Here is a 25,062-nt window from a genome sequence, read left to right as displayed (position 1 = left end):
CTCCCACAAAAAATTTACATTTTTTCCCCCTCTGGTAACAATCTTTTTACGGCGCGGCAACGACTTTTCCCGTCTCTGCTGCTAGAATAGAGCTGTGGGGATAGGTCACCAGGCTTCCCTGAGCCGCCTCAGGGCAAGGGGAAGCCTGTTTACATAGATCTTCCCTTCTGTTATATTTTGTGTTATAATAATGTTATTACGGAGTACCATGTGCGGTACATAGAAAAATTTTTGAGACAAAGAAAGGACCTCGTCATCACCGTTGATTATCATGCCCTCTGCAGGGGGGAGGAGTGGCATGTGAGCTGCGAAGAGATTGAAGAGACGGTAAGACGCGGATGGATCAATCCTGAAAAGTGCAGGGAGTTTCCAGGCAGGCCTTATCGCAAGATTTTTCTCTCCTGTTATTTTGGAAAACACCAGAGGACGGTAGAGCTCGTGCTTCTCTACGATGAGGAATTTGCGCAGGGAGAGGTGAAAACGTTATGGGCGGTGAAGGGGAGAACAAGGCAAAGGAAGTAAGATGCATTGAATGCAGGATTCCCATGATGAGCGCCCTTATAGAGCACGAAGGAATCGCCTTTGAAGGCTGCCGCTGTCCGCAATGCGGCCATACGGTCCTCACCTTGGATCAGCTCAGGCAGCACAACCGGCTGAGGGACATGAGGCGCCTCCTGCCTGAAAAGAGGAAAATCGTAAAGATCGGGAATTCCCTCGGCATCACTCTGCCCGGCTTCCTCAAGGAATATGGACTGCAGGCAGGAAGAGAAGTGGAGCTTGAAGTCATTGATGCGGTTACCCTGCAGGTAAGGTTTTGCCCCTCTCCGGGCTCCCGGGAGTAATGTGCCCCCAAAAAGGGATCGCCGCCGCCCCTCGCGAAATTGATGAAGCTTTTTTGATGGCGGGACTCACCGGGGACGGCAATGAGAAAAAAAGTGCTTCTCTTCGCAATGACGGGATTCGGCAACAGCGCCCTTAAAGCCCTGGCCGAAAGCGCTTCATGCGAGGTGGCGGCCCTCTTTACCAGCAGGAGGGCTGAGAGCCCCTTCCCTTACTATGACTGTCCCCCTCTCCGGGAAGAAGCCTCCCGGCGGGCAATCCCTGTCTATGAAGGCGTGGACCTCAGAAGCGAAAAAGGCCTGGGCCTTGCGTCTTCCTTTTCGCCCCACCTCATCATCGTGGCATCATATAACAGGATAGTGCCCAGAGAGGTGATACAGATTCCCTCCCGGGGCGTGGTGAACATCCACCCGTCGCTTCTTCCCCGCTACCGCGGCGCCACGCCAACCTTCTGGGCCCTGGCTCGCGGCGAGGAGCACACAGGGGTGACGGCCCATTTTATTGAAGATGAGCATGTGGACCGCGGGAGAATAATCCTCCAGAGATCCCTGGCCATTCTCCCCGGTGATACTGAAGGAAGCCTCAGGGAAAGGCTTGCCTCCCTCTCTGAGGAAGTGGTGAAGGGAGTCCTCGAGGCGGTGTTCACCAGAAAAAGAGAGGAGTTTCCGCTCCAGGACGAGGCGCAGGCCACGTCATTTCCCAAGAGGACGGAACAGGACGGCGAGCTTTGCCTGGAATGGCCTTTCAGGGACATCCGGAACCGCATCAGGGCTTCCACTCCCTATCCCGGCCCTTACGTGGTCCTGGAAGGAAAAAAATATCATGTGAAAGGGGCGGCCCTCCTGTCGGGCGAAGAGGTGCTCCCTGAAGGCGGGGAGTGCTTCGTGGCCCCCGGGAGGGACGGCAGGATCCTTTTCACCCCCGGGGAACCTCTGGATCAAAGAGAGAAGACGGCAAAGGAACAAAAAGATGGCTGAGAAAGAGCTCTTTGAAGAGCAGGCGGCCCAGGGGAGGCTTGACGACGCAGGGGAGTTCCCCTCCGTGGTGCTCCTTGACACGACAAGCCACTGCAACCTCCGCTGCTCCATGTGCGTCCACCGCACCATGAAAAGGAAGCGCGGCGTCATGGCCTGGGATCTCTTCACGAAGCTTATTGACGAGATCGCCCTGGAGGACCCCACGGTGAGGGTCTGGATGGTCTTTTTCGGCGAGGCCCTCATCCTGCGGCGCCGGAAGCCCTCGATATTCGATATGCTCGCCTATGCGAAGCGGAAGGGCCTCACCGACGTGGTCCTGAACTCCAACCTGAACATCCTCGAGGGCGACGACCCTTACCGCCTTATTGAATCAGGGCTTGACGCCATCTACGTGGGCATCGATGCCGCAACGGCGGAGACCTACGGGAAGCTTCGCGTGGGGGGAGACTTCAACCGAGCCGTGAGAAACGTGGAGCGCCTCATTGAGGCAAAGAGGGAGCGGGCAAGCGAAAAACCCGGGGTCTTTGTGCAGTTCGTGGAGATGGATTCAAACTGCCATGAAAAAGATGATTTCATAAGCTACTGGACTGCAAGGGGAGCCCAGGTGAAGATAAGGCCCAAGGTGAGCTGGGGCGGCTTGATTGAGGCTTCCAACCTGGTGATGGGCCCCGAGGAGCGCTGGCCCTGCTACTGGGCAATGCGCACCATGTCCGTCACCGACGCGGGAAAAGTGGTGACCTGCGCCGTCGATCTTGACGCCGCCTTTATCGCCGGCGACGTCACCCTCTCGAGCATGAAGCAGATATGGAACACCACGCTGAAGGACCTGCGTGAAAAGCATGAAGCCGGGCTTTTTTCCGAGCTTCCCGGCATCTGCCGGAACTGCCGCGACTGGCAGTCCGCCCGGGCCGACTACTACCGCCAGGGCACCGGCGCGGCTCTTTCCCCGGCACAGTGAAAGGAGCGCGATCATGGATATGGAGAGAGAGAATAATGAGATAGAGCATACCCAGGAGGAGTACGGCATAAGGCTCGAGGCCATGGACTTTCCCATGATGAGCGTCCTCTCCTTTGTCTATGTATGCAATGCCCGGTGCCCCAACTGCCCCTACACCAACTCGGCGATCCGCCATGACTACGAGGACCGCCCCCTCATGGCGGAAGAGACTTTCAGGAGAATAGCCGATGAGTGCGGCTCTTACGGCGCCTGGGTGAGAATCTCGGGGGGCGGCGAGCCCATGCTCCACCCCCAGGCCGTGGAGCTTTTTGAGTACGCGAAGAAGGCCGGGGCGAAGGTGGGCATCATCACCAACGGCTCCCGCTTTGACGAGGAGTCAACCGCGAGAATTCTCTCGGCCGGCGTGGACATGGTGGAGTTCTCCGTTGACGCCGCCGATGAGGAGAATTACGGCCGCGTGAGGCCGGGCCTCTCATGGGAGAGGCTCATCGCGAATGTGAAGCGCTTCGTGGCGCTCCGCAATGAGATGAAGAGCCCGACGAAGATAATCGCGAGCGGCGTGAACCAGAAAGGCATCGACATAGAGAAGGTGGCGGCCTTCTGGGAGCCCCTCGTCGATACCTTCCAGAAGCGGAAGTACCTCACATGGGGGATAAACGATCCCTCGTACTCGGCCGATGAGACGCCCTATCTTCCTCCCGAGGAGAGGGTCCCCTGCCCCTTCCTTTTCGAGCGCCTCAATATAGACTCCCGGGGGAAGGTGATGGTCTGCGGCTTCGATATCGCGGCCGTCACCGACATGGGGAACGTCCATCAGAAGCCCATCAGGGAGATCTGGCATGGCGAAGGCTTCAAGCACTACCGTGACCTGCATCTCTCGAGGCGGGGCCACCACCTGGCCCTCTGCCGCGAGTGCCCCGACTGGAAGTACCGCTCATGGAAGCACAATTACTGGAAGGTAGTGGAGCATGCCGAGGAGCGCCGCCGTGAGCGCCTTACCCCCGATGAATAGCCCTGTGAATACCTAAGGAAGGAGCGAGCCCTATGTGCGGCATAAGCGGAGTCTTCGGCGCCCGCCGCGAGGACCTCATCAGGCGGATGCTCGGCAGGATCGCCCACCGCGGCCCCGATGACGAGTACTACGTGCTCCGCGACGGCGCGACGCTGGGCGCGAGGCGCCTTTCCATCATCGACCTGGAGAGCGGCCGCCAGCCCCTTGGAAACGAGGAGGGCACCGTTTTTGTCGCCCAGAACGGCGAGATCTACAATTTTCCTGAGCTCAAGGAAAAGCTCCTCGCCCGGGGCCACCGATTCAGGACCAGGAGCGACACCGAGGTGCTGGTGCACCTCTACGAGGAGAAGGGCCTGAAGTTCGTGGATGACCTCCAGGGCATGTTCGCCATCGCCCTCTGGGATGAAAGAGAGAAAAAAGGCATGCTGGTGAGGGACAGGCCGGGGAAAAAGCCCCTCTACTACCTGCATCTTGGAAATGCCCTTTACTTCGCCTCGGAGATCAAGTGCCTGCTTGAAGTGCCTGAATACAGGAGGGAGCTGGAATACAGGGCCCTTCACCACTACCTGGGCTACAAGCACACGCCCTGCCCTCTCACCATATTCAGGAATATCTTCATGCTCCCGCCGGCCCATTACCTGGTGTTCCATGGTGAAGAGAACAGGATAGCGCTTGAGCGGTACTGGGAGATTGACTTTCAGTACCTCCCCGGGGCCGATGATATGCCTGAAGAGGCCCTGGCGGGCGAGCTTATCAAGGTCCTGGAGAAAGCCGTGAAAAGGAGGCTGATCAGCGACGTGCCCATAGGGTTTTTCCTCTCCGGCGGCCTGGATTCGTCGCTTTCCACGGCCATCGCCGCCACGGAGTCGCCGGGCAGGATAAAGACCTTCACCCTTACGTACCCCGAGGGGAAGGCCAATACGGGAAAATTCGAGGATCAGCTCTTCGCGAGGAGGATATCGGAGCAGTACGGGACGGAGCACCACGAAGAGTGCATCGACATGAGCGACTTCTGCGAGGAGTTTCCCCGCATCATCTCCCATTTTGACGAGCCCTTCGCCGGCGTGGTCTCCACGTATTTCCTGGCGCGCCTGATCGCGAAGCATGTGAAGGTGGCCCTCTCGGGCGACGGCGCCGACGAGCTTTTCGGGAGCTACCTCTCCCACAGGCTCGCCTATCCCCTCCACAACCTGGGGCTCTGGGGAAAGACCGGAGAAGAGCGCTTCAGGGACTTTACCCCCTTCGAGAACCAGATGCCTTACCTGGAGAGCCTCTACGAGCCCGAGGAATGGCGCTGGAGGGCCAAGCTCCTCGTTTTCTCCGATGAAGAGAAGGAGCGCCTTTATTCAGGGGCCGTCAACAGGCGTTTTATGGGGGCCCCTACCTCAGAGCACCTGAGAAACTATTTCTCCTCCCTGGGCTCGAAAGACCCCTTGAACAGGATCCTTGAGGCTGAGTTTTATTCATTTCTCCCGGACCAGGTCCTCGCCTTCGTGGACCGCCTCTCGATGGCCCACTCGCTTGAGGTGAGAACGGCGTACCTTGACCATGAGTTTATCTCCCTGGCCTTCTGCATCAGCGGGATGCTCAAGAGGAAGTCGGGCGAGGTGAAATATATCCTGAAGAAGGCCGCTTTGAAATATCTTCCCGCCGATCTCGTCTTCAGGAAGAAGGAGGGCTTCGTGCTCCCCATCAACCTCTGGCTCCTCGAGGATATGGAGTCCTATGTGAAGGACATCCTGAGCGCGAAGCGCCTCGCCCTCCACGGCCTCTTTGACGGCGCTTATGTGAAGGGCCTCATTGAAGAGTTTTACCATGGGAAGAGGGACCTGGCCAACAAGGTGCTGACCCTGCTGGCCTTCCAGGTCTGGTATGAAGGGTACATGGAAGGCCCCCATTAAGATTGCGTTCGAAATTTGCAGGCAGCACCAAAGTCCGCTGCAATCGAAGAATATTTTCCTCATTGATACTCCTTGTTCATCTTGTTGCCACTTGCATCACACCAGGCAGGCGCTGTAGAGAGAGGCCAGGGGAATTCTCCCGGCAAACAGATTTTGCCTGCGTTCCGGCACACCCATAGAGACAAAATCAATTGTTTGCTGAAGAGGAGAATGTCCCCTGGCCTCACACACCTTTCCTGCCTCGAGGGAAGATGAAGGTGAGTTTATGGGGCGCCCTGCCCCTGATGACGAGGTAGCCCTCGTGGACGCACCTCAGGTGATGGGCCATGCAGAGGGTGATTCTGTTGTGAAGCTTGTCACTTCCCCCGTGTGAGCGGAAGATGATGTGATGGGAATGGAGATTCCGCCGGCACCGGCAGCCGGGGGCCTGGCACTGGTAATTATCACGGGCAAGGGTGCGGTGGTGGATGTCCCGTTTTTCCGGGAGGTCCCAGGTGGAGAGGAAAGTGTCAAGAAGGGCCTCGATGAAGAGGGCAAGCTGCTGACTGGCATCGACGGCCGTTTCTGGCCTGCCGGCGGCCCAGATCCGCACCGCATGGTTCCAGAGGGGGACAAGATCTTTTTTTATGAAGAAGCGGATGATGGCGCCCCGGTCTGAGGGATTTGATCCGAAGGTCCCTTCTTTCGGGGTCTCTCCCGAGAGGATCGAGAGAATCTCAGGGAGCTCAGAATGCTCCCTGCCCTGGGTGACCTTCCAGGCAACGGGGAAAGTCCCGTCCTGTGAGGGGAGGACCCCAAGTTCGTGTGCGAACATCTGGACTGCGGCATCCAAACCCATATCCCCATTGGGTTCTGTGCCATTCGAAGCAGGGGCGGGGACCCTCTTGACGGACCTTCCCGTGACGGCCACTTCGAAAGCCTCGGGAGCGATATCCCATTTTTTGTGGACAGCCCTCTTCGCGAAGCGCAGAAATCCCTCGACCGAAGCCATGAGGGTGGCGACAGGAACCTCCTGCGCATAGGAGAGCCACGCCCCCTGGACGCGGGTCCCCTCATTGAAGACCTTGGCAAGATGCCGCGCCTGCTCGGGCGTGAGCTTCCCCACCTTGACGAGGTCGAGCATATCCGGATACTCCAAATAGCTCCTTTCTAATGAGATTAAGGAATATGCCGTGCTGCGGGACATCCCGAGGCGCTCCCTGGTGTAATGGCCCAGGGAGAGGAAGAGCATGTCCTTATAGAGTCCGAAATTGTTGAGAGTCCGCAGGAGCCTTCCCTGGTAGAAGGAGAGGGAGTGGCGCAGGGAAGCCATCGACCTCAGGCGGGCGACCGTCTCGAAGGGATCGGCGGGAGGATGCACCTGGGTCCCGTCCGGGGTCCCGACGGCGGTATCGGCATCGGAGCAATAGCCTGCGGGAGCCTGGAATTCAGAAGGAAGATCCACCGTGACGGGCTTCCAGGGGAGAAATGCCCAGAGGTGCGACACCTCTTCGAGATCCTTGTGGACCTGGCGGGCAAGCTCCTTGTCCCGCTCGCCGAAGGAGGCCTCGTCATCGAGGGAGCCGATGGCACCCGCCAGGGCGCCAAGGAGAAGGGTCTTCTCCTCGATGGCGGGATCGGCTCCGTTCTCCCTTGTGTCGGAAGCATCAAGGCTATTCCGAGAGTGTGCCCCCTCGCCGTGGGTGGCGCAGGCTCCCTGGGAGCCATTCCCCTGCAGGCGGCAGAGAGCAGCTCCCGCAGCTTCAGGCGCCCCCGGTTTCCCTGTCCCGGAATCGGAATCCTCCGGAGACCGCACCGTTGTGCCAGGATCCCCGAGACCTTCGAGCGGCGCCGAAGCGGCGAACTCCGCAAGAAGGGCCTCGAGGAAACTATCCGAAGGGAGCTCTGCCTCCTCGATCCTGCGGAACACTTCCAGCGCCCGGTCCCATTTCGCGGCAACAGAAAAAGGAGCCCGCGCGCTTACGGCGAGGCTCTTTTCCTCCTCTTCGTCGTCATCACCGGAGAAGAATGCGGCAACGCCGTTGCTCTCCGAGGGACTGCCCTCGGTTTTCCCCGAAACGTCCCAGGTGCCGGCCTCCCCGGCACCGGCTTTAAAACACTTCACCTCCTCTTCAATTTGTCTTATGGTGGAATGCATGGCTTTTAAGAGCCACTCAGGCTGTGTCTCAGGAGTGACGACCTGGAAAAAATGCCGCAGCGCGCTTTTGCGCAGAAGCCCCTGTTCAAGAGCCTCCCTGATGAGGGGGAGCTTCTGAAGGGCCTTCGCATTCCTCATCAGCTCATAACCGCTCCTGGATGAGAGGCCCAGCTCCTCGCGTGCAAAGTCGCCGACACGCACATAGCCGAGCTTCTCGAGCTTCCCGTGTAGAGAAAGAAGTGCCTCCCCGATGAGAAGATCGAGCCTGACCCCGGCGGAAGAGAGGCACCAGAGGTTCCAGTCCAGGACCTCCCCGGTGAGATCCCTGAAGATATGCCGGCTGTCAGCCCGTGAGAGCACCTCGTCGGCGCCGTACGTGACCAGCGGGAGGCCGGGGGCAGCTTTGAAAACCTGCCCGCCCTCCATGACGGCCTCGTAGCCGGGATACTCGCGGATCGCCTCGGCAGATGCCTCAGCGGCCTGGGCGGCCTGAGCAGCCTCCCGGTGTGGGGCCTCCCTGAGAAGAGATCCCGCCGGTGTATTCACAATAATTCTCCTTTCATATTTTTTTTGTTGAATTGGATACTCATGTATCCCTTATCTTATTATATACCAGGATACAGATAAAGTCAAAATATATGACGGCGGAAATGCCTGCAGTGATTGGGTTTGAAAGCCATCACCACATGGCCCGCAGAGGGACGAAGAGCCCTGTTTTGCGTTTTTTCTGCTCAAAGCCCCTGAAAGTCTCTCCAGCGAAGAAAAAATGCATCCAGCGGCAGGGCATGGGAAGAAGCAGGGGAAAGGGACAGGGAATATAAAATAATTTTCAGGCCCCATAAAAACCATCATGCGAGGCTTCATGGGAGCCAGCCCGGCCAAAGCGCTCATTTCACTCAACTGAAGAAGACCATATCGATATCGATTGTGGATTATGTGCTCTTCCCCGGCTATACAAGAGCCCACAGCAGGTTCAGCAACCGAAAGTCTTTCCAGCTCTCTTGATCGCTGGCTCCACCTTTTGAAATTCAGCGTGAAATATGCTAATATTGAAGTAGAGATCCCGGCAGGGCTGAAGGCGGAGGAGGGGATAGAGATGGCAGTGAATGAATACAGGAAGTCGCTTGCGGACCGCAAGGTGCTGAATATGCTGCATTTTCGTGAGAAAGCGGAGCTGATTGAGGCCACAAAGCTAGCGCTTGCCCGTGAAGACAGCAGGCAGGAGGGCAGGCAGGAGGGCAGGCAGGAGGGCAGGCAGGAGGCGGCTCTTGAGCACGCAAAAAAGCTCAAGGCTCGAGGTGTTGACCCGGCTCTTATTGCGGAGGTCACAGGGATAGATATCGACGAAATTGAATGAAGCCAGGCCGCAGCAGCAGATCACCGCCGGCCGATGCTCTGTTGCTCATGATTCCAGCCACTCTTTCTTTCCGCAGTCGAAGATTTCATCGAGGGTGTGGGCCTTATAGAGCCGCTGAGAGATTTCAATATAATCAGTGGGCTCCCGCTGAAGGAGAGTGAGAAATCTGAGGGCTGCAGAGGGCCCCAAAGCTTGATTCAGGACTTCTATCCCGATAGTTTTCAGCTCGCTGTCGCTTTTAAAGTCACGCTTCATCATGGCTCACTTCCTTAATGACCAGGCAAGCCTTATTGCACCTTCTTCAGCCATGGAAAAGAGCGCATGCCTGATTTTTATAATATAATTATACCATAAACTCTCGGCCGCCGGTCCTCTCCCCATCGCCGGTATAGCATGACCTCCCCTTTTTTCTAGAAAGCTTTCCCGTCAGGTTCCCCGGACCCTCTCACCACATCCCTTCAGTGTTCACAATAAAGTAACAGATACCCGAAGGAAAGCAACACGCTGGAAACACCCCTGCAATGCCGTTGAGGTATGCTTATCCTGACAGACATGGCGAAGGAGGCTCACGCCGTGAAAAAGGATCTTCATCTTTCCGGCTCTATATGCTATAATGTTAAAGGGAAAAAGGATGCGGGGAAAGCCTCAGCGGCAGGGCGCCTTTCAAAGGATACCGGCTGGAAGCAGTTGCTTGAGCACTACCTCCCGCGGTTCCTGGAGTTTTTCTTCCCCCATATCCATGGAGAGATAGATTTCTCCCGCTACACTTTTCTTGACAAAGAATTTCAGGCCGTGGCGAGGGGTGCGGCCTTGGGACGCCGCTACGCCGATAAGCTGATAAAAGTCTTTCTTAAGGATGGCACCGAGCAGTGGCTTCTTATCCATATCGAGGTTCAGGGCCACGAGGAGGCTGATTTTGCAAAGCGCCTCTATGTTTACCACTACCGGATTTTTGACCGCTATGACAGGGAGGTGGTCACTCTCGCGGTGCTCACTGATGAAAACGCTGCCTGGAGGCCGGAGATTTATGAGCGTAATCGCTGGGGATGTTGCTCTATATTCCGCTTCCCCTCGGTCAAGGTGCTTGATTACCGGCGCCGCATAAAAGAGCTGGAGGAAAGCACGAATCCTTTTGCAACGGTAGTTTTAACCCATCTTCGAATTATGAGGGCTGGGAGCGATGAGAAACGGAGGCTCGCCTGGAAAATCCGGCTTGTGAAAAGCCTGTATCATAAGGGGTATGAGAAGAAGGATATACTGAATCTCTATATCTTCATAGACTGGCTGATCACTCTTCCTAAAAGTCTGGATAAAATATTTCATGAGAGGATAAGAAATTTTGAGGAGGCAATGAACATGCCCTATATCACCACTGCAGAGCGTATCGGAATCGAAAAAGGAAGAGTAGAAGGGAAAGCTGAGGGGAAAGCTGAGGGGAAAGCCGAGGGGAAAGCCGAAGTTGCGCTCAAATTGAAGGAGCTCGGCTTTGACAGGGAAACCATCCAAAAAGCCACGGCCCTTTCCGATAAAGAATTGGACAGCCTCAAGATAGAGTAGCCTTGCGCCTTTTCACGCCTGCCGATCCATCCAGGGAGAAATCAGGAGCCCATGGGATTGCTCCCGCGCTTGTGATCGAGGCCGGGTCTTAAGCCCTCCTGCCGGGAGCAAAGATGAAGGTGAGTTTATGGGGCGCCCTGCCCCTGATGACGAGGTGCCCCTCGTGGACGCACCTCAGGTGATGGGCTATGCAGAGGGTGAGCATATTGTGAAGCTTGTTGCTCCCCCCATGAGAGCGGAAGACTATGCAGTGCTCGTGGAGGTTGCGCCGGCAGCAGCAGCCAGGAGCCTGGCACTGGTAGTGCTCCCGGCCCCCGGTGACCTTCCAGATGACGGCGGGGGTCTCCCCCCACGGAGAATATGAACCTCCTTCCATGGATGTTTCGTGTGTGAAAACCTGGACTGCGGCATCCAAACCCATATCCCCATTGGGTTCCGTGGCATTTGAAGCTGAGGCGGGGACCCTCTTGACGGATCTCCCCGTGACGGCCACCGGTACCTCCTGGGCATAGGAGAGCCATACCTGCTGAACACGGGTCCCTTCCCACACAGTTCTTTCCCCATCGTCGGAGGAGCCTGAAAATTCCGTATTGTTAAAGAGCATTGCCGTTGGGCCTGGGGAGCCTGTGGGCAGGCCCTGGACCACTCCTCAACGGCGAGGCCTGTCCAATGCCTGTCGATAACCTCTGAACTGACCGGGCCGCAGGAGGGTTATCCACAGGCCGGCAGGCTCCCCAGGCTCATCAGCACGCAAGTCGGCATTCTGCAGATATGCTGCATCGTTTCTCAGCATTCCCCTGAGAATGGCTGAAGAAGCGGAAAGTCTTTCCAGCTCTCTTGATCGCTGGCTCCACCTTTTGAAATTCAGCGTGAAATATGCTAATATTGAAGTAGAGATCCCGGCAGGGCTGAAGGCGGAGGAGGGGATAGAGATGGCAGTGAATGAATACAGGAAGTCGCTTGCGGACCGCAAGGTGCTGAATATGCTGCATTTTCGTGAGAAAGCGGAGCTGATTGAGGCCACAAAGCTTGCGCTTGCCCGTGAAGACAGCAGGCAGGAGGGCCGGCAGGAGGGCAGGCAGGAGGGCAGGCAGGAAGCGGCTCTTGAGCACGCAAAAAAGCTGAAGGCCCGGGGCGTTGACCCGGCTCTTATTGCGGAGGTCACAGGGATAGGTATCGACGAAATTGAATGAAGTCCGGCAATAGTGGTCCCCTCTCTCTATCGCCATATCAATCATTGAGAAAGCTTTCTGCCATTTATGAGCATTGGTTCTGTATTTTGAAAACAGACAATGTTATGTTACAATAGAAAGGGAATCCTCTTGCCTGTAAAAAACCGGATTGCGATGGTTCTTAATGCTTACAGGAAAATGAGGGCGGGTATATCCTGGCTTCAAGGCAAGTTGGAGAGCCGATGAAGAGTGTGAGAGATAATGAGTGACACGAAGACTCCTAATATTCAGTTGCAGGTAATTACAAAATTCAAAAAGCTCTTATCAGTAGGGCTTGGAGAATACACTGTGGTGCTTTTTGGCTCAAGAGCAAGAGGCGATAGTGACCCGCTCTCTGATATGGATGTAGTAGTAATTGCAGAAGATAACAATTCTCCTGCGCTGCAAGATTTTGTAGGCCAATGTGCCTGGGAAGCTGGATATGAAGAGGGAATTGTGGTTGTTCCCATCGTGTTTACTCGAAATGAATGGAACAGCAGCGTCACGCAAAACACATTGCTCTTCCGTGCCGTTGCATCGGAAGGGATTGCGGTATGACGGATGAAGATGTCATCATTGTAAAGCATCGTTTGAAGCAGGCTCAAGAAGCACTGGAAGACGGTTTTTACCTTCAAAAAGGCGAGAGAACTCCTCAAGGCATTATCAACAGGGCATATTACGCCATGTTTTATGCAGCATTGGCACTATTACAGGAAAGTGGCAATATTCCGTCAAAGCATACAGGGATTATCAGCATTTTTGATACCGGTTTTATCACAAAGAATATATTGCCGAAGGAACTCTCGCGGGATTTCCATGAGGCCTTCCGTTTGAGGCAAGTCTCAGATTATAAGATTACTGAAGAAATAACCTCTCAAAAAGCGCATGAGATTCTTGAAGCAGCGTCACGTTTTGTGGAGTCAGCAAGAAACTATCTCCAGAGCTCTCTCTGAGCATAATGATTCGTGCTCACTAGTTTTTCTTCCCTGAAATCTTTCGTGATACGCAAGAGAACCATTATGAGTTTGTTGATGGGGAACTTTATGATCTTGCGAGGCGTGTCGGCATAGGAAAAAGGATCACCGACTCCAAATTTTCATAGACTGGCTCCTGGCCTTGCCTGAGCCGCTTGAGACAGAGTTCAATCGCACATTCCTGGATGGCGGCGCCGGAAGCCTCATCACCACGCCATTCCGAGTTTTTGAATTTGCCATGGCTGCTTTTGTAGCAGACCTCCCCATGACGGCCACCTCGAAAGCTTAAGGGTGGATCTCTCACTTTCTGCGGGTCCCTTCCCATAAAGCTCTCTCCCCCTCGCCGGAACAGCGTGAAAATTCTGTTTTGTAAAGAGCATTGCCGTTGGGCCTGGGGATCCGGCAGGATCCCCAGGCTCATCAAACCGCAAGTCGGCATTCTGCAGATATGCTGCATTGTTTCTCAGCATTCCCCTGAGAACGGCTCTAGAGCATCTGCAGCAATTGTTTACAATTGTCACAGGATCATGCCATAGATATTCACATGAGGGCAACATCGGACTGCTATGATAGTCCTGAAGAATTATGCCAGAGAGGTGACCGGTGGAGCCCATACCCTTGACCAATGACATCCTGTTCAAATCCGTATTTGGAAGAGACACCAATACTTTCATACTGATGGCTTTTCTGAACAGTGTGCTGGGCTTTTCCGATGAGGACCGCATCAGAAGGGCGGAGGTCCTGAATCCTTTCCGTTACGGAGAAAAGCTCAAAGACAGGCTGGGAATCCTCGATATCGCTGCGAAAGACAGCAGGGGCCGGCTCTATAACATTGAGATGCAGGTTGATGATGATGAAATGTTCATTCCAAGAGTGTCGTTCTATCATGCGAGGCTTCATGGGAGCCAGCTCGGCCGGGGCGTGGATTTCACTCAACTGAAGAAGACCATATCGATATCGATTGTGGTTTATGTGCTCTTTCCCGGCTATACAAGAGCCCACAGCAGGTTCAGCAACCGAGAGTGGGACGATGACTATTTTCTCAACGACTTGAAGGAGCTTCACTTTCTGGAGCTTCCGAAGTTTCACGGTGAGGAAGCGGAAAGTCTTTCCAGCTCTCTTGATCGCTGGCTCCACCTTTTGAAATTCAGCGTGAAATATGCTAATATTGAAGTAGAGATCCCGGCAGGGCTGAAGGCGGAGGAGGGGATAGAGATGGCAGTGAATGAATACAGGAAGTCGCTTGCGGACCGCAAGGTGCTGAATATGCTGCATTTTCGTGAGAAAGCGGAGCTGATTGAGGCCACAAAGCTTGCGCTTGCCCGTGAAGACAGCAGGCAGGAAGGCAGGCAGGAGGGCAGACAGGAGGGCCGGCAGGAGGGCAGGCAGGAGGGCAGGCAAGAAGCAGCTCTTGAGCACGCAAAAAAGCTGAAGGCCCATGGCGTTGACCCGGCTCTTATTGCGGAGGTCACAGGGATAGGTATCGACGATATTGAATGAAGCCAGGCACTAGTGATCCCCTCTCTTCTTCGCCGGAATCGTATAAAATCTTGTTTTCATAAAGGCATTGCCGTTGGGCCTGGGGAGCCTGTGGGCAGGCCCTGAACCACTCCTCAACGGCGAGGCCTGTCCAAGGCCTGTCGATAACCTCCTGATCTGACCGGGCCACAAGAGGGTTATCCACAGGCCGGCAGGCTCCCCAGGCTTTATAGCAGTGGGATAGGGTTGCTCCTTTGCGAGAATGGCATTTCCACCTCTAAATTTCAGCGAGTATTATAGGATACTATCCTCTAATGCGCCTGACAAGCAGCGTGTTCACTTCAATATGAACCGCATTCAACTCACAAAAATTTTACAATTTCCCCATCATTTTTTACCTTTCAGCCATCTCCAGGCAAAACCATTGCCCTATACTTAAAAAAGGACATACAGGCTTGTCCCGCGGTAAACGCAGTGTTATAATAAGGAGGTGGCACCATGGGGCGCTCGAGAGGTGATGAAGGCTGGAAGCTCATTCTGCAGAATTACTTCAAGGATTTTCTGAAGTTTTTCTTCCCTGAAATCTTTCGTGATACGCAAGAGGACCGTGAATGAAATTCACGATAATTTTCTACCAAAGTCCAAAAATAATACAATAAATTTTGACTAAGATAAAAAATTATAGTATAATAAATCCCATGAGGAAGAGGTATCTTGTTGAAAATATTATTGAAGATACTTCAGAGAAGATGGTGTTTATCGCAGGGCCTCGTCAGGTGGGGAAGACGACTCTTGCGCTCTCTGCGGCACAGCAGCTTTCCGGGCGCTATCAGTATCTGAGCTGGGACAACAGGGATGACCGCAATGACCTCATGGCCCTTCGTTTTCATTCAGATGCGGCTCTTCTTATATTTGACGAGATCCATAAATACAGGGGATGGAAGAATTTCGTCAAGGGTGTTTACGACAGCTACCGGGAGCGTTTTCGCGTCATTGTGACAGGAAGCGCAATGCTTGACCTTTACCGCAGGGGCGGCGATTCTCTCATGGGAAGATATCACCTGTACCGCCTCCATCCTTTTTCATACTCTGAGCTTCTTGAAAAGAAGCCTGCAGTCACCCCCGGCAAGACTCTTGACTTCAATGGTGAAGAACCAGATTCTCTAAAGACTCTCGAAAATATCAAGCGTTTCGGCGGCTTCCCCTAGCCACTGCTGAAGGGCAGCCTGCGGGTGCTCAGGAGGTGGCAGCTCGGCAGGTTAGAGAGACTGGTAAGGGAAGAGGTGCGTGATCTCCAGGATGTGCGTAATCTCTCTTCTTTGCAGCTTCTTGTAGATATGCTCCCTGCCAGGGTAGGCTCTCTTCTCTCAGTCAACTCGCTCCGCGAAGATCTCCAGGTGGCACACAAGACAGCGGCACAATGGCTCGAGGTGCTTGAGCATCTCTATCATATGTACCGTATTTACCCCTTTGCCCGCAGCACTGCACGGTCCTTGAAAAAAGAGGCGAAGCTCTACCTGTGGGACTGGTCTGAAGTCCCGGGGGAGCCTGCACGCGTTGAAAATCTGGTGGCATCGCATCTGCTCAAGTTTTGCCATTACCTTCAAGACAGTGAAGGCTATAAGGTGACGCTCCACCATCTACGGGATGCCGACGGAAGGGAAGTGGATTTTCTTGTCGCCTTTGATGGCACGCCATGGATCGCTGTAGAGGTAAAGAGCACAAAAGAGAAAGCCTCGCGCCACCTTCTTTATTTTGGCACGAGACTGGCGATCCCTTACCTTTACCAGGTTGTCGATGAGCAAAATATTGATGTGATGGAAGGGCCGGTAAGGATAATGAGCCTGGGCAGGTTCCTGGGAGCGCTTATATAAGGATTGGCAGCCGTGACAGGCCCTGATGACGCGCTGTTTCTCAGCCCCACTGAATAGGGATCTGGCGCTTCTGCCATAATTGTTATAATCTATGCATATGAGGCCTCATGGGAGCCAGCCCGGCCAAAGCGCTCATTTCACTCAACTGAAGAAGACCATATCGATATCGATTGTGGATTATGTGCTCTTCCCTGGCACGGCATATTTTGAGAATGCTCAGCGAGAGGTCATGAAAAGAGGATCATGAGCCTTCTTCCCCGGCTCCCCCTTATCGGTCCATGTTTCTCTTTATAGATAGATCATGGCATGTGAAAAAAAATTTCTAAAAAGAAGCTCTTATCTCCTTCTCCCAAAAACCAATGCCTGAAACCCATGGTCCCATGGCCCTTTCCCATGTTACCAATTTGTAAACTTCATGCCACAATTTGTGCCATGAAAGATTCAATACAGGAAAAAGGCGCCATATTGAGAAGAATGAGGAATAAAAAAAATCCTGTTGAGTATATGCCAAGAAGGAGATTTTTCCGCGCCCTCGAATTATACTTTTCTTAAACGGGCAGAAAGGCCGCTCCCACAGGGAGCAGGGGAAAAAATTCTACAAGCAGGAGTATTGCAGGACAAAGGAGAATTAAATTTACTTTGTGGCAGGTTCTGCCCTGTCACTACATGCGGCAGCGGGGTGTGGGGCGCCGCAGGAGACTAAACAAAGACAATCGTGTGCACGCCACCCGGCACCATGACAACAAAAAGGAATAGAAAGACGCTTAACGCGAAAATGCGCTTCCTGGTTTATACACCCGAACTTAACCTGGTATACGCACCAGGGCAAAATAGGAAGGGAGGGGGTGGTAACTGATGATGAAACGGGGCGCTCTGGAGCACCGGGCGAGAGGCTCCCGGAAGGACTTCCGAGAAACAAAGGATGTCGGAAGACCTGAAGGGCAGTGCTCGAAGGACGGTGGGAAAGAGGCGGCCGGCAGGGCTCCTGAAAAAAGGAGATCCCTCCAGGGAGAAATGGGTTCCGAGCTGCACGACCCGATCCGCCCTCCATAGCGCGCTGACAAGTCAGCCCCTTTACAGGGAAAATGTTTTCTGGGGGACGCACATATAATGTGCAATTATTTTTAATATCCAAGGAGGATAGACACTCAATGCAAAAAATGAAAACTTTCGCAGTACTGATGACGCTCGCAGTGCTGGTATTCGCACTTAACGGGTGCGGCGGCGGCGGCACATCAGACTCAGGATACTACTGGGGAGGCGGCGGCACTACGGTGACCTCACCGACCATCACGAGCTGCTCGATTCAGGGCTCAGTGGCCCCCGGTGCAGTATGCACCCTCGGCGGCACCAGCTTCGGCAGCGCCTACAAGGCGACCTATGCCAGCTACGTGCTGCTTACCTCAAATACGGCCGGCGGCCAGAATGTGTCGGTCAGCGATCCTTACATCGTGAGCTGGAGCGACACCCAGATCGTATTCTACATACCTAGCACAGTGGTGAACGGCCAGACCTACACCATCAGCGTGGTAAAGGTTATTGACGGCTCAAGCTACGGCTCAAGCACCCAGTCAGGTGTGAGCACCACCGTCACCCCCACCACCTCGGGCGTAACCCCGAGCATCAGCAGCATTCTTCCTGCCAACCAGTCAGCGGGCCAGGCCATCACCATCACCGGTACTGGCTTCGGCACAGCCGGCTACGTGAAGTTCGGCAGCACCAACCAGACCACCATCACCTCATATGGTACCACCTCGATTATCTGCAACATTCCTTCAACCATAGCAGCAGGCGCTATCCAGATCTCCGTGTTCTCTAACCAGAACGGCGTGAGCTCCGGCACCAGCTACACAGTAGGCGGCAGCTCACCCACCACGGCGAACATCACTGCAGTGAACCCGAGGCCAGTGGTTCCCGGCAACCAGATCACCATCACCGGCACCAACTTCGGCACAGCCGGAGCGGTGACCATCAATAACCTCGCCTGCACAACGACTGGCGGCACCAACACATGGGCAGCCACTTCAATCGTGTGCACCACTCCCGCCACCGGCCTCACAGCAGGCGCAACGGTGAACGTGGTGGTGACCCCGACGGGCGCAACGGCATCGAATGCTTACTCAACGACAATTTACAACCCCGCCACTGATCCCAGCATCACGAGCCCGACTTCGCTCGCACTTACAACGAATACAGCTACCACAGCAACCCTCACCGGCACCAACTTCGGTACCACTGCGGGCACTGTGACAATCAACAGCACGCCGAGCACCACCTGCACCATTTCAACATGGGCGAATACTTCGGTGGCCATCGGTATTCCCGCAATCGCAACAGCCGGGACCTATACACTCACCCTTACCACAAGCGGCAACCAGACAACCACCATCTCAGTGGTAGTGTCGGGTGGCGGCGCCGCGGCTTCGTGGAGAGGCGCCCTCACGATGGACGGCAACCTTGGCGGCCAGGCTGGGGCATTCTTTGTAGTATATGATCCCAGAACTGCAAATGCCAATGACTGCGTGACTTTCTGGCGCGAAAACTCAACATCAGGCGGAGCAACAGTGGTTTATTGGACCAGGCGCTACACCAGCGCGACCACCGCATGGGCCACGACAGCTCAGCAGGTGGGTTCACAGACCGTGCCTGGCGTGGGAGCAATAACAGATCTTACAGCAGACGTGAATGCGAGTGGCGTCATCATGGCGGCATATCATCACGCGAATACCAACCAGATATACTGGTCAGCTTATGCACCGGCGACTGATACCTGGACTCCCAATGCCACGGCGCTCTCAGTGACAGCGGCAGGTGCTGGTACTCACAACCCGGACATTGCATTCTCGGCTAACAGCAATGCGATGTGTGTTTTCCGGGATACAGTAGCATCAGGAGATGCAAATATAACCGCGCGCTTCTGGAACAATACGCTCCAGGCATGGGATGCTACACCTCTCTATATGGGTGATGTGAGTGTGGCTATTCCTGTTGCTGGTGCAGCAAGGCCGCAGGTCGGATTTGACAACAATAACAACGGTCTTGTAGTATTCCTTCAGGATACGGTTGCCGTTCCCGGCCAGCTGAATGTATTTGCAAGGCGTTACGCCTATGATGCAACAACCCCGTGGGCAGCGGCACGCTTCACGCCAGCCCTGACCGCATCTCCCACAAATGTTTCCAACACGGGAAACATTGGAATAGTTCCTGCATTGCCCGCACTGGCAGTTGACGATCTTACCGGTAATGGGGCTGCATCGTGGGTAACTGGAACACCTCAGGCCTTTGTTGCTCGTTTTGATCAGGCGAGCACCGCATGGGGCGCCGCAGCAGCAGTTGATGCCAATGTGGCATGGCTTGCGGACACAACGCCTCAGTGCGCATGGACATCCGATGGGCGGATTCTTGCCGTGTTCAATGAGAATGATGCCATAGGCGGCGTATGCAGAGTATGGGCGAATGTCCGCGCCGCCGGCAGCACCGGCACGTGGGGAACCGCAACACGCATCGATGACGCAGTCAACGGTGGCCAGGGCTGTTTCGTGCCCTCACTCTCGATGAATCCTGCTGGAACTCTTGCAGTAGTCGGCTTCATCCAGACATCAAGTGCTGCCACAGGCGCAGTGAACCATGTCAAGATGAACACCTACACTCCGTCGACCGCGACTTGGAGCGGAACGGGAACGTCATATCTTGACGCAAACTCCGGTCTTCTCAACACTGCTGTCGTACCGGCATGCGCGATGAACGGCACACCTCAGATTGTGATACTCTTCATGGAGAACACGAGAGTGTACTTCAACCAGTATCGTTAATCTGAAGCACGCAGTATCTGCGTAAAAGCAGGGCGCAGGGGCTTTCGCCCCTGCGTTTTGCTTTTGCAAGCCTCATTGAAGAGGACAGCGCCAAAATTATTTCTCGGGAAAAGAGGAATGGCTTGTCATCAGGGAGAACAATAAGAGCACTTTTCAGAGAAAGAGGCGGTCACTATGAAAAGAAATATAGTCACGATGTCTATGGTTTTAATTATCGCTTTTCTGATGAGTTCTTGTAATGAATCAAAGAAATACCCCAATATATTCGGAGCAGTTCGTGCCGGTGATATCAAGGCGATAAAGGACTTTGTGAAGAAGAATCCAGAAATCCTCAAGGAGCAGGACAAGGAAAGCCGCTATCAGGGGACTCCCCTTTTTGAAGCGCTCATTGCCCGATTTACCACCGATGGCTCAAAGGTAGTCACCGAAGAGGTGATAGAGACCCTTGTCAACCTGGGCAGCGATGTGAACTCTAAAAACAAGCTTGATGAGACCCCTCTTATTGTGGCGGCTTCGTTTGGTTTCAGGGATACCGTTGAATTTCTTATTAATAAAGGCGCTGTGGTGGATACGAAAGACAATATGGGGTGGACTCCTCTTTTTCAGGCGGCCATGAAGGGGAGAAAGGATGTCGCCGAGTTACTTGTGGAAAAAGGAGCAAACGTAGATGTTCGCGATAAGGAAGGCCATACCCCGCTGATGTCCGCAGCAGGCTGGGAGCGCAAAGATATGGTTTCTTTTCTTTTGGAGAAAGAAGCGGATGTCAATGCAGCTAATAAAGCAGGGAAGACAGCGATATATTTTGCCATTCAGAAAGGCAATCTGGAGATAGTGAAGCTGCTAGGAGAGAAAGGTGCGGCCCTCGATCACAAGGACAAGGAAGGGCAGACACCCCTTCATGGTGCGGCTATATGGGGTAAGAAGGACTGCGCCGATTATCTTATCGCCAGGGGAGCGCCGGTGAATGCTCTTGACAATGGGAAAAAGACACCCCTTGATTACTCAGAGAAAAACCCTGAATTCAAAGAAGTATCAAAACTTATTCGCGCCCACGGCGGGAAAAGCAACAAATGAGCATTGGCTTTGCAGTGCTCTCATGGAGAGATAAAAACAGAGTGGTGAATGACCCGGATAAAGATTGATCATGAGAAATACATATATTTCACTACCATAGCGCTTCTTGCCGGCGTTCCACTTATCTTTATTCCCTGTTTCCATAATACTTTTCTTGTCTCGAAAGAGCTTCTCCTGAAGCTCTTTGTTTCTGTTATGGTGCCTGTTGCGGTGCATGGCTTTTTCTCCGGTGAAAAGAAAAGGACATGGCCGCTTCTTTTGATCATCCCGGTGACGGCATATTTTATTACGCTTCTTTTGTCATCGGCATTGACAGGCAACTGGAGTGTAAGCGGAGGAAAAGTCTCGGAATATCTCTTATACACACTTTTGTTTCTTATATGGGTGCAATTTCTTGTAAACAAAGATTCAGTAACGTACTTCAAGACCATAAGTATCAGCGGATTTCTTGTCGCCATCTATGCATTATTTCAACATGGGGGGATTGAGATTTTCCCGTTGGAGTGGGAAAGCCTTGAATTAGTGACATCGCGCGGCATGAGTACCCTCGGGAACCCCACCTATCTTGGCGGCTATCTTGCAACTATGGTCCCCATTCCGCTTTTTCTCTATCTGAGGGAGTATTTCCGGCAGTCTTCGCGAATGCCTGATCATCGGCCGGCAGAAGTTGAAAAATACGCATATCTTGCCATATGGCTCATCTGCGTTGCGGCGCTCTATCTTACCTATTCCCGGGGAGCGTGGCTTGCCTGCCTAGTTTCCCATATGCTATTTTTTCTCATATTATGGAAGGAACTGGGCAGATTTAAAAAGCAGCTTGCGGTTATTGTTCTGCTTTTATTATTTATGGCCATGGGCTGCCTGGTATATGAACGGAAGAAAGGGAATGAGTTTTCCTTCAGCAAGAGGGTTCTGAGAAAATACATTCAATGGCCTCTCGGTTACACGGGGGGAAGAGAGCATCTCTGGAGAATGGCAGGTCAGATCTTCAGGGACCATCTTCTTCTTGGCTCGGGCCCGGGAACTTTTTCTTATGCCTACCTGCGTTACAGGGGGAGTGAATCCCTTGCGATGAGGTCACGGGAGCTTTTCATGGGTTCCTGCCATAATGAATTTCTAGAGGCGGCTTCATCAACGGGAATACTTGGTTTCATATCATTTTTCGCCATAGCGGCGGCGTTCATATATTGCCTGGCTCGAAAGATAAGAGAGACCGACTCGGAAATAAGGCTTAAATGGATTGCAATTCTCTCATGCGGTGCCGGGTATCTTGTGCATATATTTTTCCTTTTCCCCACAGTATCTACAGCACTCTACTGGTATTTTTTCATTGCTCTCATCGGTATTGAATATACAAAAGAGCTTTCGGTGTCACCGGTAAAAGGTAAAAAAAACCGGGGCACAGATAATACAGGGAAAAGAAAGCTCTTTCATGGGGTCGTGGTAATAATCATCGCCATATTCTCAATTGTATTGTTTATTCAGTCTGTGCGAATCGCAATGGCAAGCTATTTTGTATGTGTTGCAAAGCATTGCGAGAAGGTGAAGCGCCCCGATATCGCGCAGGAATTTTATCGTAAGGCCCTCCTTTATAATCCAGGTGAAAGCTCCTATTATCTCTACAGAGGGAAAGCTCTTGAGCAGCTCTATGAGAAAGGAATGCTTGATGAGAAGTTGAAGATGGAGATAATACAATCGTATAAATCTGCAATACAGCGTGATCCATGGGATCCCTCGGCATGTGCCCATCTGGCGAATTTCTATGCGATGCTTGTTGGGCAAGGCGATGTAGGTTACTCGCTCGCAGCGGAGGACTATTACAGGAAAGCTCTTGAGCGGAGTCCTTATAATTATAACTACTACGGTGAACTCGGCAAGCTTTATGGCACGCTTGGTGATTATGACAAGGCAAAGGAGTGCTTTCACAAGGGCCTGGATATCTATCCCAGAGCTTATGACATATACTACAATATCGCTGTTGTCAATATGAGAATGGGAGATTCCGTCAGCGCCCGGGAAAATCTGGAGAAAGCGCTGGAGATTTATCCGGAGCATGAGCTTTCTCAAGCATTGATGAAAAAGATAGCTCCTGATAATAAGCAGTGACAGAAAGACGGAAGGAGAGTCATCGCTTTCTCAGCAGCACTCTCATGTGGGAGCTCAACTTGTGGCGCTTGAGCCACTCCTGGAATTCTTTCTTGCATTCCTCCTCACGATGGGCGGCCATATACTCCCAGAAATGTCCTATGGCAATATTATCTTCATAGTACATCCCTTCTACAATGCTCCAGTCAAGTTCGCCCGGCGTGGAGAGCGCTTCAACCGTAAAGCCGGTCTTTTCCGCAAGCAGTGTTATTGAACGTGGATTCAGAAAATTCAGATGATGGGGTGGTGAAACACTTTTTGACTTCTCCCGGAGGGTGAGAATATCAAATCCCATTGCATTGAGCGTGGTGAGGTATAAGAGACCGCCTTTGCAGAGAAGATTACGGGCTTTCTCCATGAATTGCCTGATATCGAAAAGATGCTCAAGCAGTTCAAAAGAGCAAAGAATATCGAAATGGTTCACAAATCCATCTAAAGCCTCTATTGAAGATTCTTGTGCGATTAATCCCTTATCTCTGCAAATCTGTGCCATTTCCTGAGATGGCTCAATGGCGACACAGGTGAGGTCCGGTATAATCTTTCTCAGTTCCTCAAGGAAGATGCCGAATCCGGCACCAATATCTCCAATTATTTTAGCACGGCCCTTTTCAATGTACTTTCCGATATGTGCCGCCCTTGGCTTGAAAATCTTTTCCCTTCGCGCTTCGGCGACAGGCTTGAAAAACTCGTTTATCCAGTAAGAGGTTGATGGCGACTCAGTATAAAAGCGCGAGAGCATCTTTTGGGGCGGCCGCGGGTTCACAAAAAGAGTGGCACAATCATTACAGGTGACATACATGAAGCCGCTTTTTTCAAATTCTTCCCTCTGGGAGATGCTTCCGCAGGCAGGGCAGGCGACCGTGATGAACGCTGACTTATCAAAATAGACCGCACAATCCTTTTTGACAAGCTCAAGGTATCTATCGAAGGTCTCCCGCTTTCTTATATCATTTTCTTTCATTGCTTCTTCTCCATCATGTGCAGTATGATTTTATTAGACTGTCGCTACCTATTAACTGCTCCACTTTCCTGAGGTCTTCAGGAGTATCAACGCTGTAGGTATCAAAGGTTGAGAGCACCATTTTCACCTGGTAGCCATGCTCAAGAACCCTCAGCATGTCAACAGATTCTACCTTTTCAAGCGGTGTCGAAGTAAGGCTGTTGAAGGTAATGAGAAAGTCCCTTCTGAAAGGGATAATGCACACTTGTTTCATCATGGGCACAGAGGAGGCGCCTTTTCTCCACGATGGAATGGGCTCCCGAGAAAAGTAAAGGGCATTCTCGTGAAGATCCGTTACTACTTTTACTTCGTTGGGATCGTTGTGTTCTTCTCTTGTCTTGAGAGGCGCCATGAGGTTCACCACATTGGTGGTGTTATCATCAATCATTGGTTTGAGAGCTTCTTCTATCATTTCGGGATGAAGCATAGGCTCATCACCTTGTATCATCACCAGGATATCCACTCTCTTACCGGTCTTCTTTTCTATCGAGAGCATCGCTTCGGCAGTTCTGTCAGAAGCTCTTTCGTGAGTATCCTTTGTGAGGATGTATTTCCCACCGATAGAGGCCATATATTCTTCAACTTCCCTGTCGCAGCCGGCGACATAGACTTCTTTGAGCGAGGGGCACATAGCGCTTCTGAAATAGACATGGCCTATCATGGGCATCCCAAGTATCTTTTCAAGCGGTTTCCCGGGAAAGCGGCTTGAAGCCATTCGTGCGGGGATAATTCCAATAATATTCATGCAATCCTC

At 53.0% G+C, this 25,062-nt stretch carries 23 protein-coding genes; 17 read left to right on the top strand and 6 right to left on the bottom strand.

The genetic code is table 11. The annotated features are described in order from the left end of the window. The first annotated feature begins 210 nt into the window (after positions 1 to 210). The 6 genes from RDV48_08455 (at position 211) to asnB (ending at position 5,688) form a co-directional block, all read left to right on the top strand. Entirely contained in the window at positions 211 to 522 is a 312-nt protein-coding gene (locus tag RDV48_08455; GenBank protein MDQ7822808.1) for a hypothetical protein, read from the top strand. Continuing rightward, a complete protein-coding gene (locus RDV48_08450) occupies positions 486 to 842 on the top strand; it encodes an AbrB/MazE/SpoVT family DNA-binding domain-containing protein (protein ID MDQ7822807.1) in 357 nt (118 codons plus the stop codon). Before RDV48_08455 ends, RDV48_08450 begins: the two co-directional genes overlap by 37 nt. A gap of 81 nt (positions 843 to 923) precedes the next feature. Beyond that, entirely contained in the window at positions 924 to 1,817 is an 894-nt protein-coding gene (locus tag RDV48_08445) for a methionyl-tRNA formyltransferase (protein MDQ7822806.1), read from the top strand. Continuing rightward, complete coding sequence (locus RDV48_08440) at positions 1,810 to 2,775, top strand: radical SAM protein (protein ID MDQ7822805.1); 966 nt, start codon at positions 1,810 to 1,812, stop codon at positions 2,773 to 2,775. The genes RDV48_08445 and RDV48_08440 overlap by 8 nt, the downstream gene beginning before the upstream one ends. 13 nt (positions 2,776 to 2,788) lie before the next feature. Next, positions 2,789 to 3,787, top strand: a complete 999-nt coding sequence (locus RDV48_08435; GenBank protein ID MDQ7822804.1) for a radical SAM protein — start codon at positions 2,789 to 2,791, stop codon at positions 3,785 to 3,787. A 32-nt stretch (positions 3,788 to 3,819) separates the two neighbouring features. Next, positions 3,820 to 5,688: an asparagine synthase (glutamine-hydrolyzing) gene (asnB, locus tag RDV48_08430; protein MDQ7822803.1), complete on the top strand. Its 1,869-nt coding sequence runs from the start codon at positions 3,820 to 3,822 to the stop codon at positions 5,686 to 5,688. 223 nt (positions 5,689 to 5,911) lie between these two features. On the opposite strand, the gene RDV48_08425 is transcribed toward asnB, so the two are convergent. After that, positions 5,912 to 8,371, bottom strand: coding sequence for a hypothetical protein (locus RDV48_08425; GenBank protein MDQ7822802.1), 2,460 nt, complete (start codon positions 8,369 to 8,371; stop codon positions 5,912 to 5,914). Between the two features lie 550 nt (positions 8,372 to 8,921). On the opposite strand from RDV48_08425, the gene RDV48_08420 reads away from it, so the two are divergent. After that, a complete protein-coding gene (locus RDV48_08420) occupies positions 8,922 to 9,182 on the top strand; it encodes a hypothetical protein (protein MDQ7822801.1) in 261 nt (86 codons plus the stop codon). A gap of 45 nt (positions 9,183 to 9,227) precedes the next feature. Here the strand turns inward: RDV48_08420 and RDV48_08415 are convergent, their stop codons facing one another. After that, positions 9,228 to 9,440 (bottom strand): hypothetical protein, encoded by a 213-nt coding sequence (locus RDV48_08415; protein ID MDQ7822800.1) that lies wholly within the window; start codon positions 9,438 to 9,440, stop codon positions 9,228 to 9,230. Between the two features lie 315 nt (positions 9,441 to 9,755). On the opposite strand from RDV48_08415, the gene RDV48_08410 reads away from it, so the two are divergent. Beyond that, complete coding sequence (locus tag RDV48_08410; GenBank protein ID MDQ7822799.1) at positions 9,756 to 10,739, top strand: hypothetical protein; 984 nt, start codon at positions 9,756 to 9,758, stop codon at positions 10,737 to 10,739. An 88-nt stretch (positions 10,740 to 10,827) separates the two neighbouring features. Here the strand turns inward: RDV48_08410 and RDV48_08405 are convergent, their stop codons facing one another. Then, on the bottom strand, positions 10,828 to 11,289 hold the full coding sequence (locus RDV48_08405) for a hypothetical protein (protein MDQ7822798.1): 462 nt from the start codon (positions 11,287 to 11,289) through the stop codon (positions 10,828 to 10,830). A 382-nt stretch (positions 11,290 to 11,671) separates the two neighbouring features. On the opposite strand from RDV48_08405, the gene RDV48_08400 reads away from it, so the two are divergent. The 8 genes from RDV48_08400 (at position 11,672) to RDV48_08365 (ending at position 21,163) form a co-directional block, all read left to right on the top strand. Beyond that, positions 11,672 to 11,932: a hypothetical protein gene (locus tag RDV48_08400; GenBank protein ID MDQ7822797.1), complete on the top strand. Its 261-nt coding sequence runs from the start codon at positions 11,672 to 11,674 to the stop codon at positions 11,930 to 11,932. A gap of 240 nt (positions 11,933 to 12,172) precedes the next feature. Further along, entirely contained in the window at positions 12,173 to 12,508 is a 336-nt protein-coding gene (locus RDV48_08395; protein ID MDQ7822796.1) for a nucleotidyltransferase domain-containing protein, read from the top strand. Continuing rightward, positions 12,505 to 12,903 carry a HEPN domain-containing protein gene (locus RDV48_08390; protein MDQ7822795.1) on the top strand — a complete coding sequence of 133 codons (399 nt, stop codon included), beginning with the start codon at positions 12,505 to 12,507 and terminating at the stop codon, positions 12,901 to 12,903. The genes RDV48_08395 and RDV48_08390 overlap by 4 nt, the downstream gene beginning before the upstream one ends. 639 nt (positions 12,904 to 13,542) lie before the next feature. Then, positions 13,543 to 14,424 (top strand): Rpn family recombination-promoting nuclease/putative transposase, encoded by an 882-nt coding sequence (locus RDV48_08385; protein MDQ7822794.1) that lies wholly within the window; start codon positions 13,543 to 13,545, stop codon positions 14,422 to 14,424. A 677-nt stretch (positions 14,425 to 15,101) separates the two neighbouring features. Continuing rightward, entirely contained in the window at positions 15,102 to 15,611 is a 510-nt protein-coding gene (locus RDV48_08380; GenBank protein MDQ7822793.1) for an AAA family ATPase, read from the top strand. Positions 15,612 to 15,635: 24 nt separating this feature from the next. Next, complete coding sequence (locus tag RDV48_08375) at positions 15,636 to 16,277, top strand: DUF4143 domain-containing protein (protein MDQ7822792.1); 642 nt, start codon at positions 15,636 to 15,638, stop codon at positions 16,275 to 16,277. A gap of 1,193 nt (positions 16,278 to 17,470) precedes the next feature. Then, positions 17,471 to 20,089 carry an IPT/TIG domain-containing protein gene (locus tag RDV48_08370; GenBank protein ID MDQ7822791.1) on the top strand — a complete coding sequence of 873 codons (2,619 nt, stop codon included), beginning with the start codon at positions 17,471 to 17,473 and terminating at the stop codon, positions 20,087 to 20,089. 174 nt (positions 20,090 to 20,263) lie between these two features. Beyond that, positions 20,264 to 21,163, top strand: a complete 900-nt coding sequence (locus RDV48_08365) for an ankyrin repeat domain-containing protein (protein MDQ7822790.1) — start codon at positions 20,264 to 20,266, stop codon at positions 21,161 to 21,163. 68 nt (positions 21,164 to 21,231) lie between these two features. On the opposite strand, the gene RDV48_08360 is transcribed toward RDV48_08365, so the two are convergent. Then, positions 21,232 to 21,594 (bottom strand): hypothetical protein, encoded by a 363-nt coding sequence (locus RDV48_08360; GenBank protein ID MDQ7822789.1) that lies wholly within the window; start codon positions 21,592 to 21,594, stop codon positions 21,232 to 21,234. A 106-nt stretch (positions 21,595 to 21,700) separates the two neighbouring features. On the opposite strand from RDV48_08360, the gene RDV48_08355 reads away from it, so the two are divergent. Next, positions 21,701 to 23,269, top strand: coding sequence for an O-antigen ligase family protein (locus RDV48_08355; GenBank protein ID MDQ7822788.1), 1,569 nt, complete (start codon positions 21,701 to 21,703; stop codon positions 23,267 to 23,269). Positions 23,270 to 23,288: 19 nt separating this feature from the next. On the opposite strand, the gene RDV48_08350 is transcribed toward RDV48_08355, so the two are convergent. After that, positions 23,289 to 24,269 (bottom strand): class I SAM-dependent methyltransferase, encoded by a 981-nt coding sequence (locus RDV48_08350; protein ID MDQ7822787.1) that lies wholly within the window; start codon positions 24,267 to 24,269, stop codon positions 23,289 to 23,291. 13 nt (positions 24,270 to 24,282) lie between these two features. After that, positions 24,283 to 25,053, bottom strand: a complete 771-nt coding sequence (locus RDV48_08345) for a 3-deoxy-manno-octulosonate cytidylyltransferase (GenBank protein ID MDQ7822786.1) — start codon at positions 25,051 to 25,053, stop codon at positions 24,283 to 24,285. Positions 25,054 to 25,062 lie beyond the last annotated feature (9 nt).

This window comes from Candidatus Eremiobacterota bacterium (assembly GCA_031082125.1).
GTDB lineage: Bacteria > Vulcanimicrobiota > CADAWZ01 > CADAWZ01 > Ess09-12 > Ess09-12.
The sequence above is the reverse complement of the archived record's forward strand: the minus strand, read 5'-3'. Positions and strand labels throughout refer to the sequence as shown.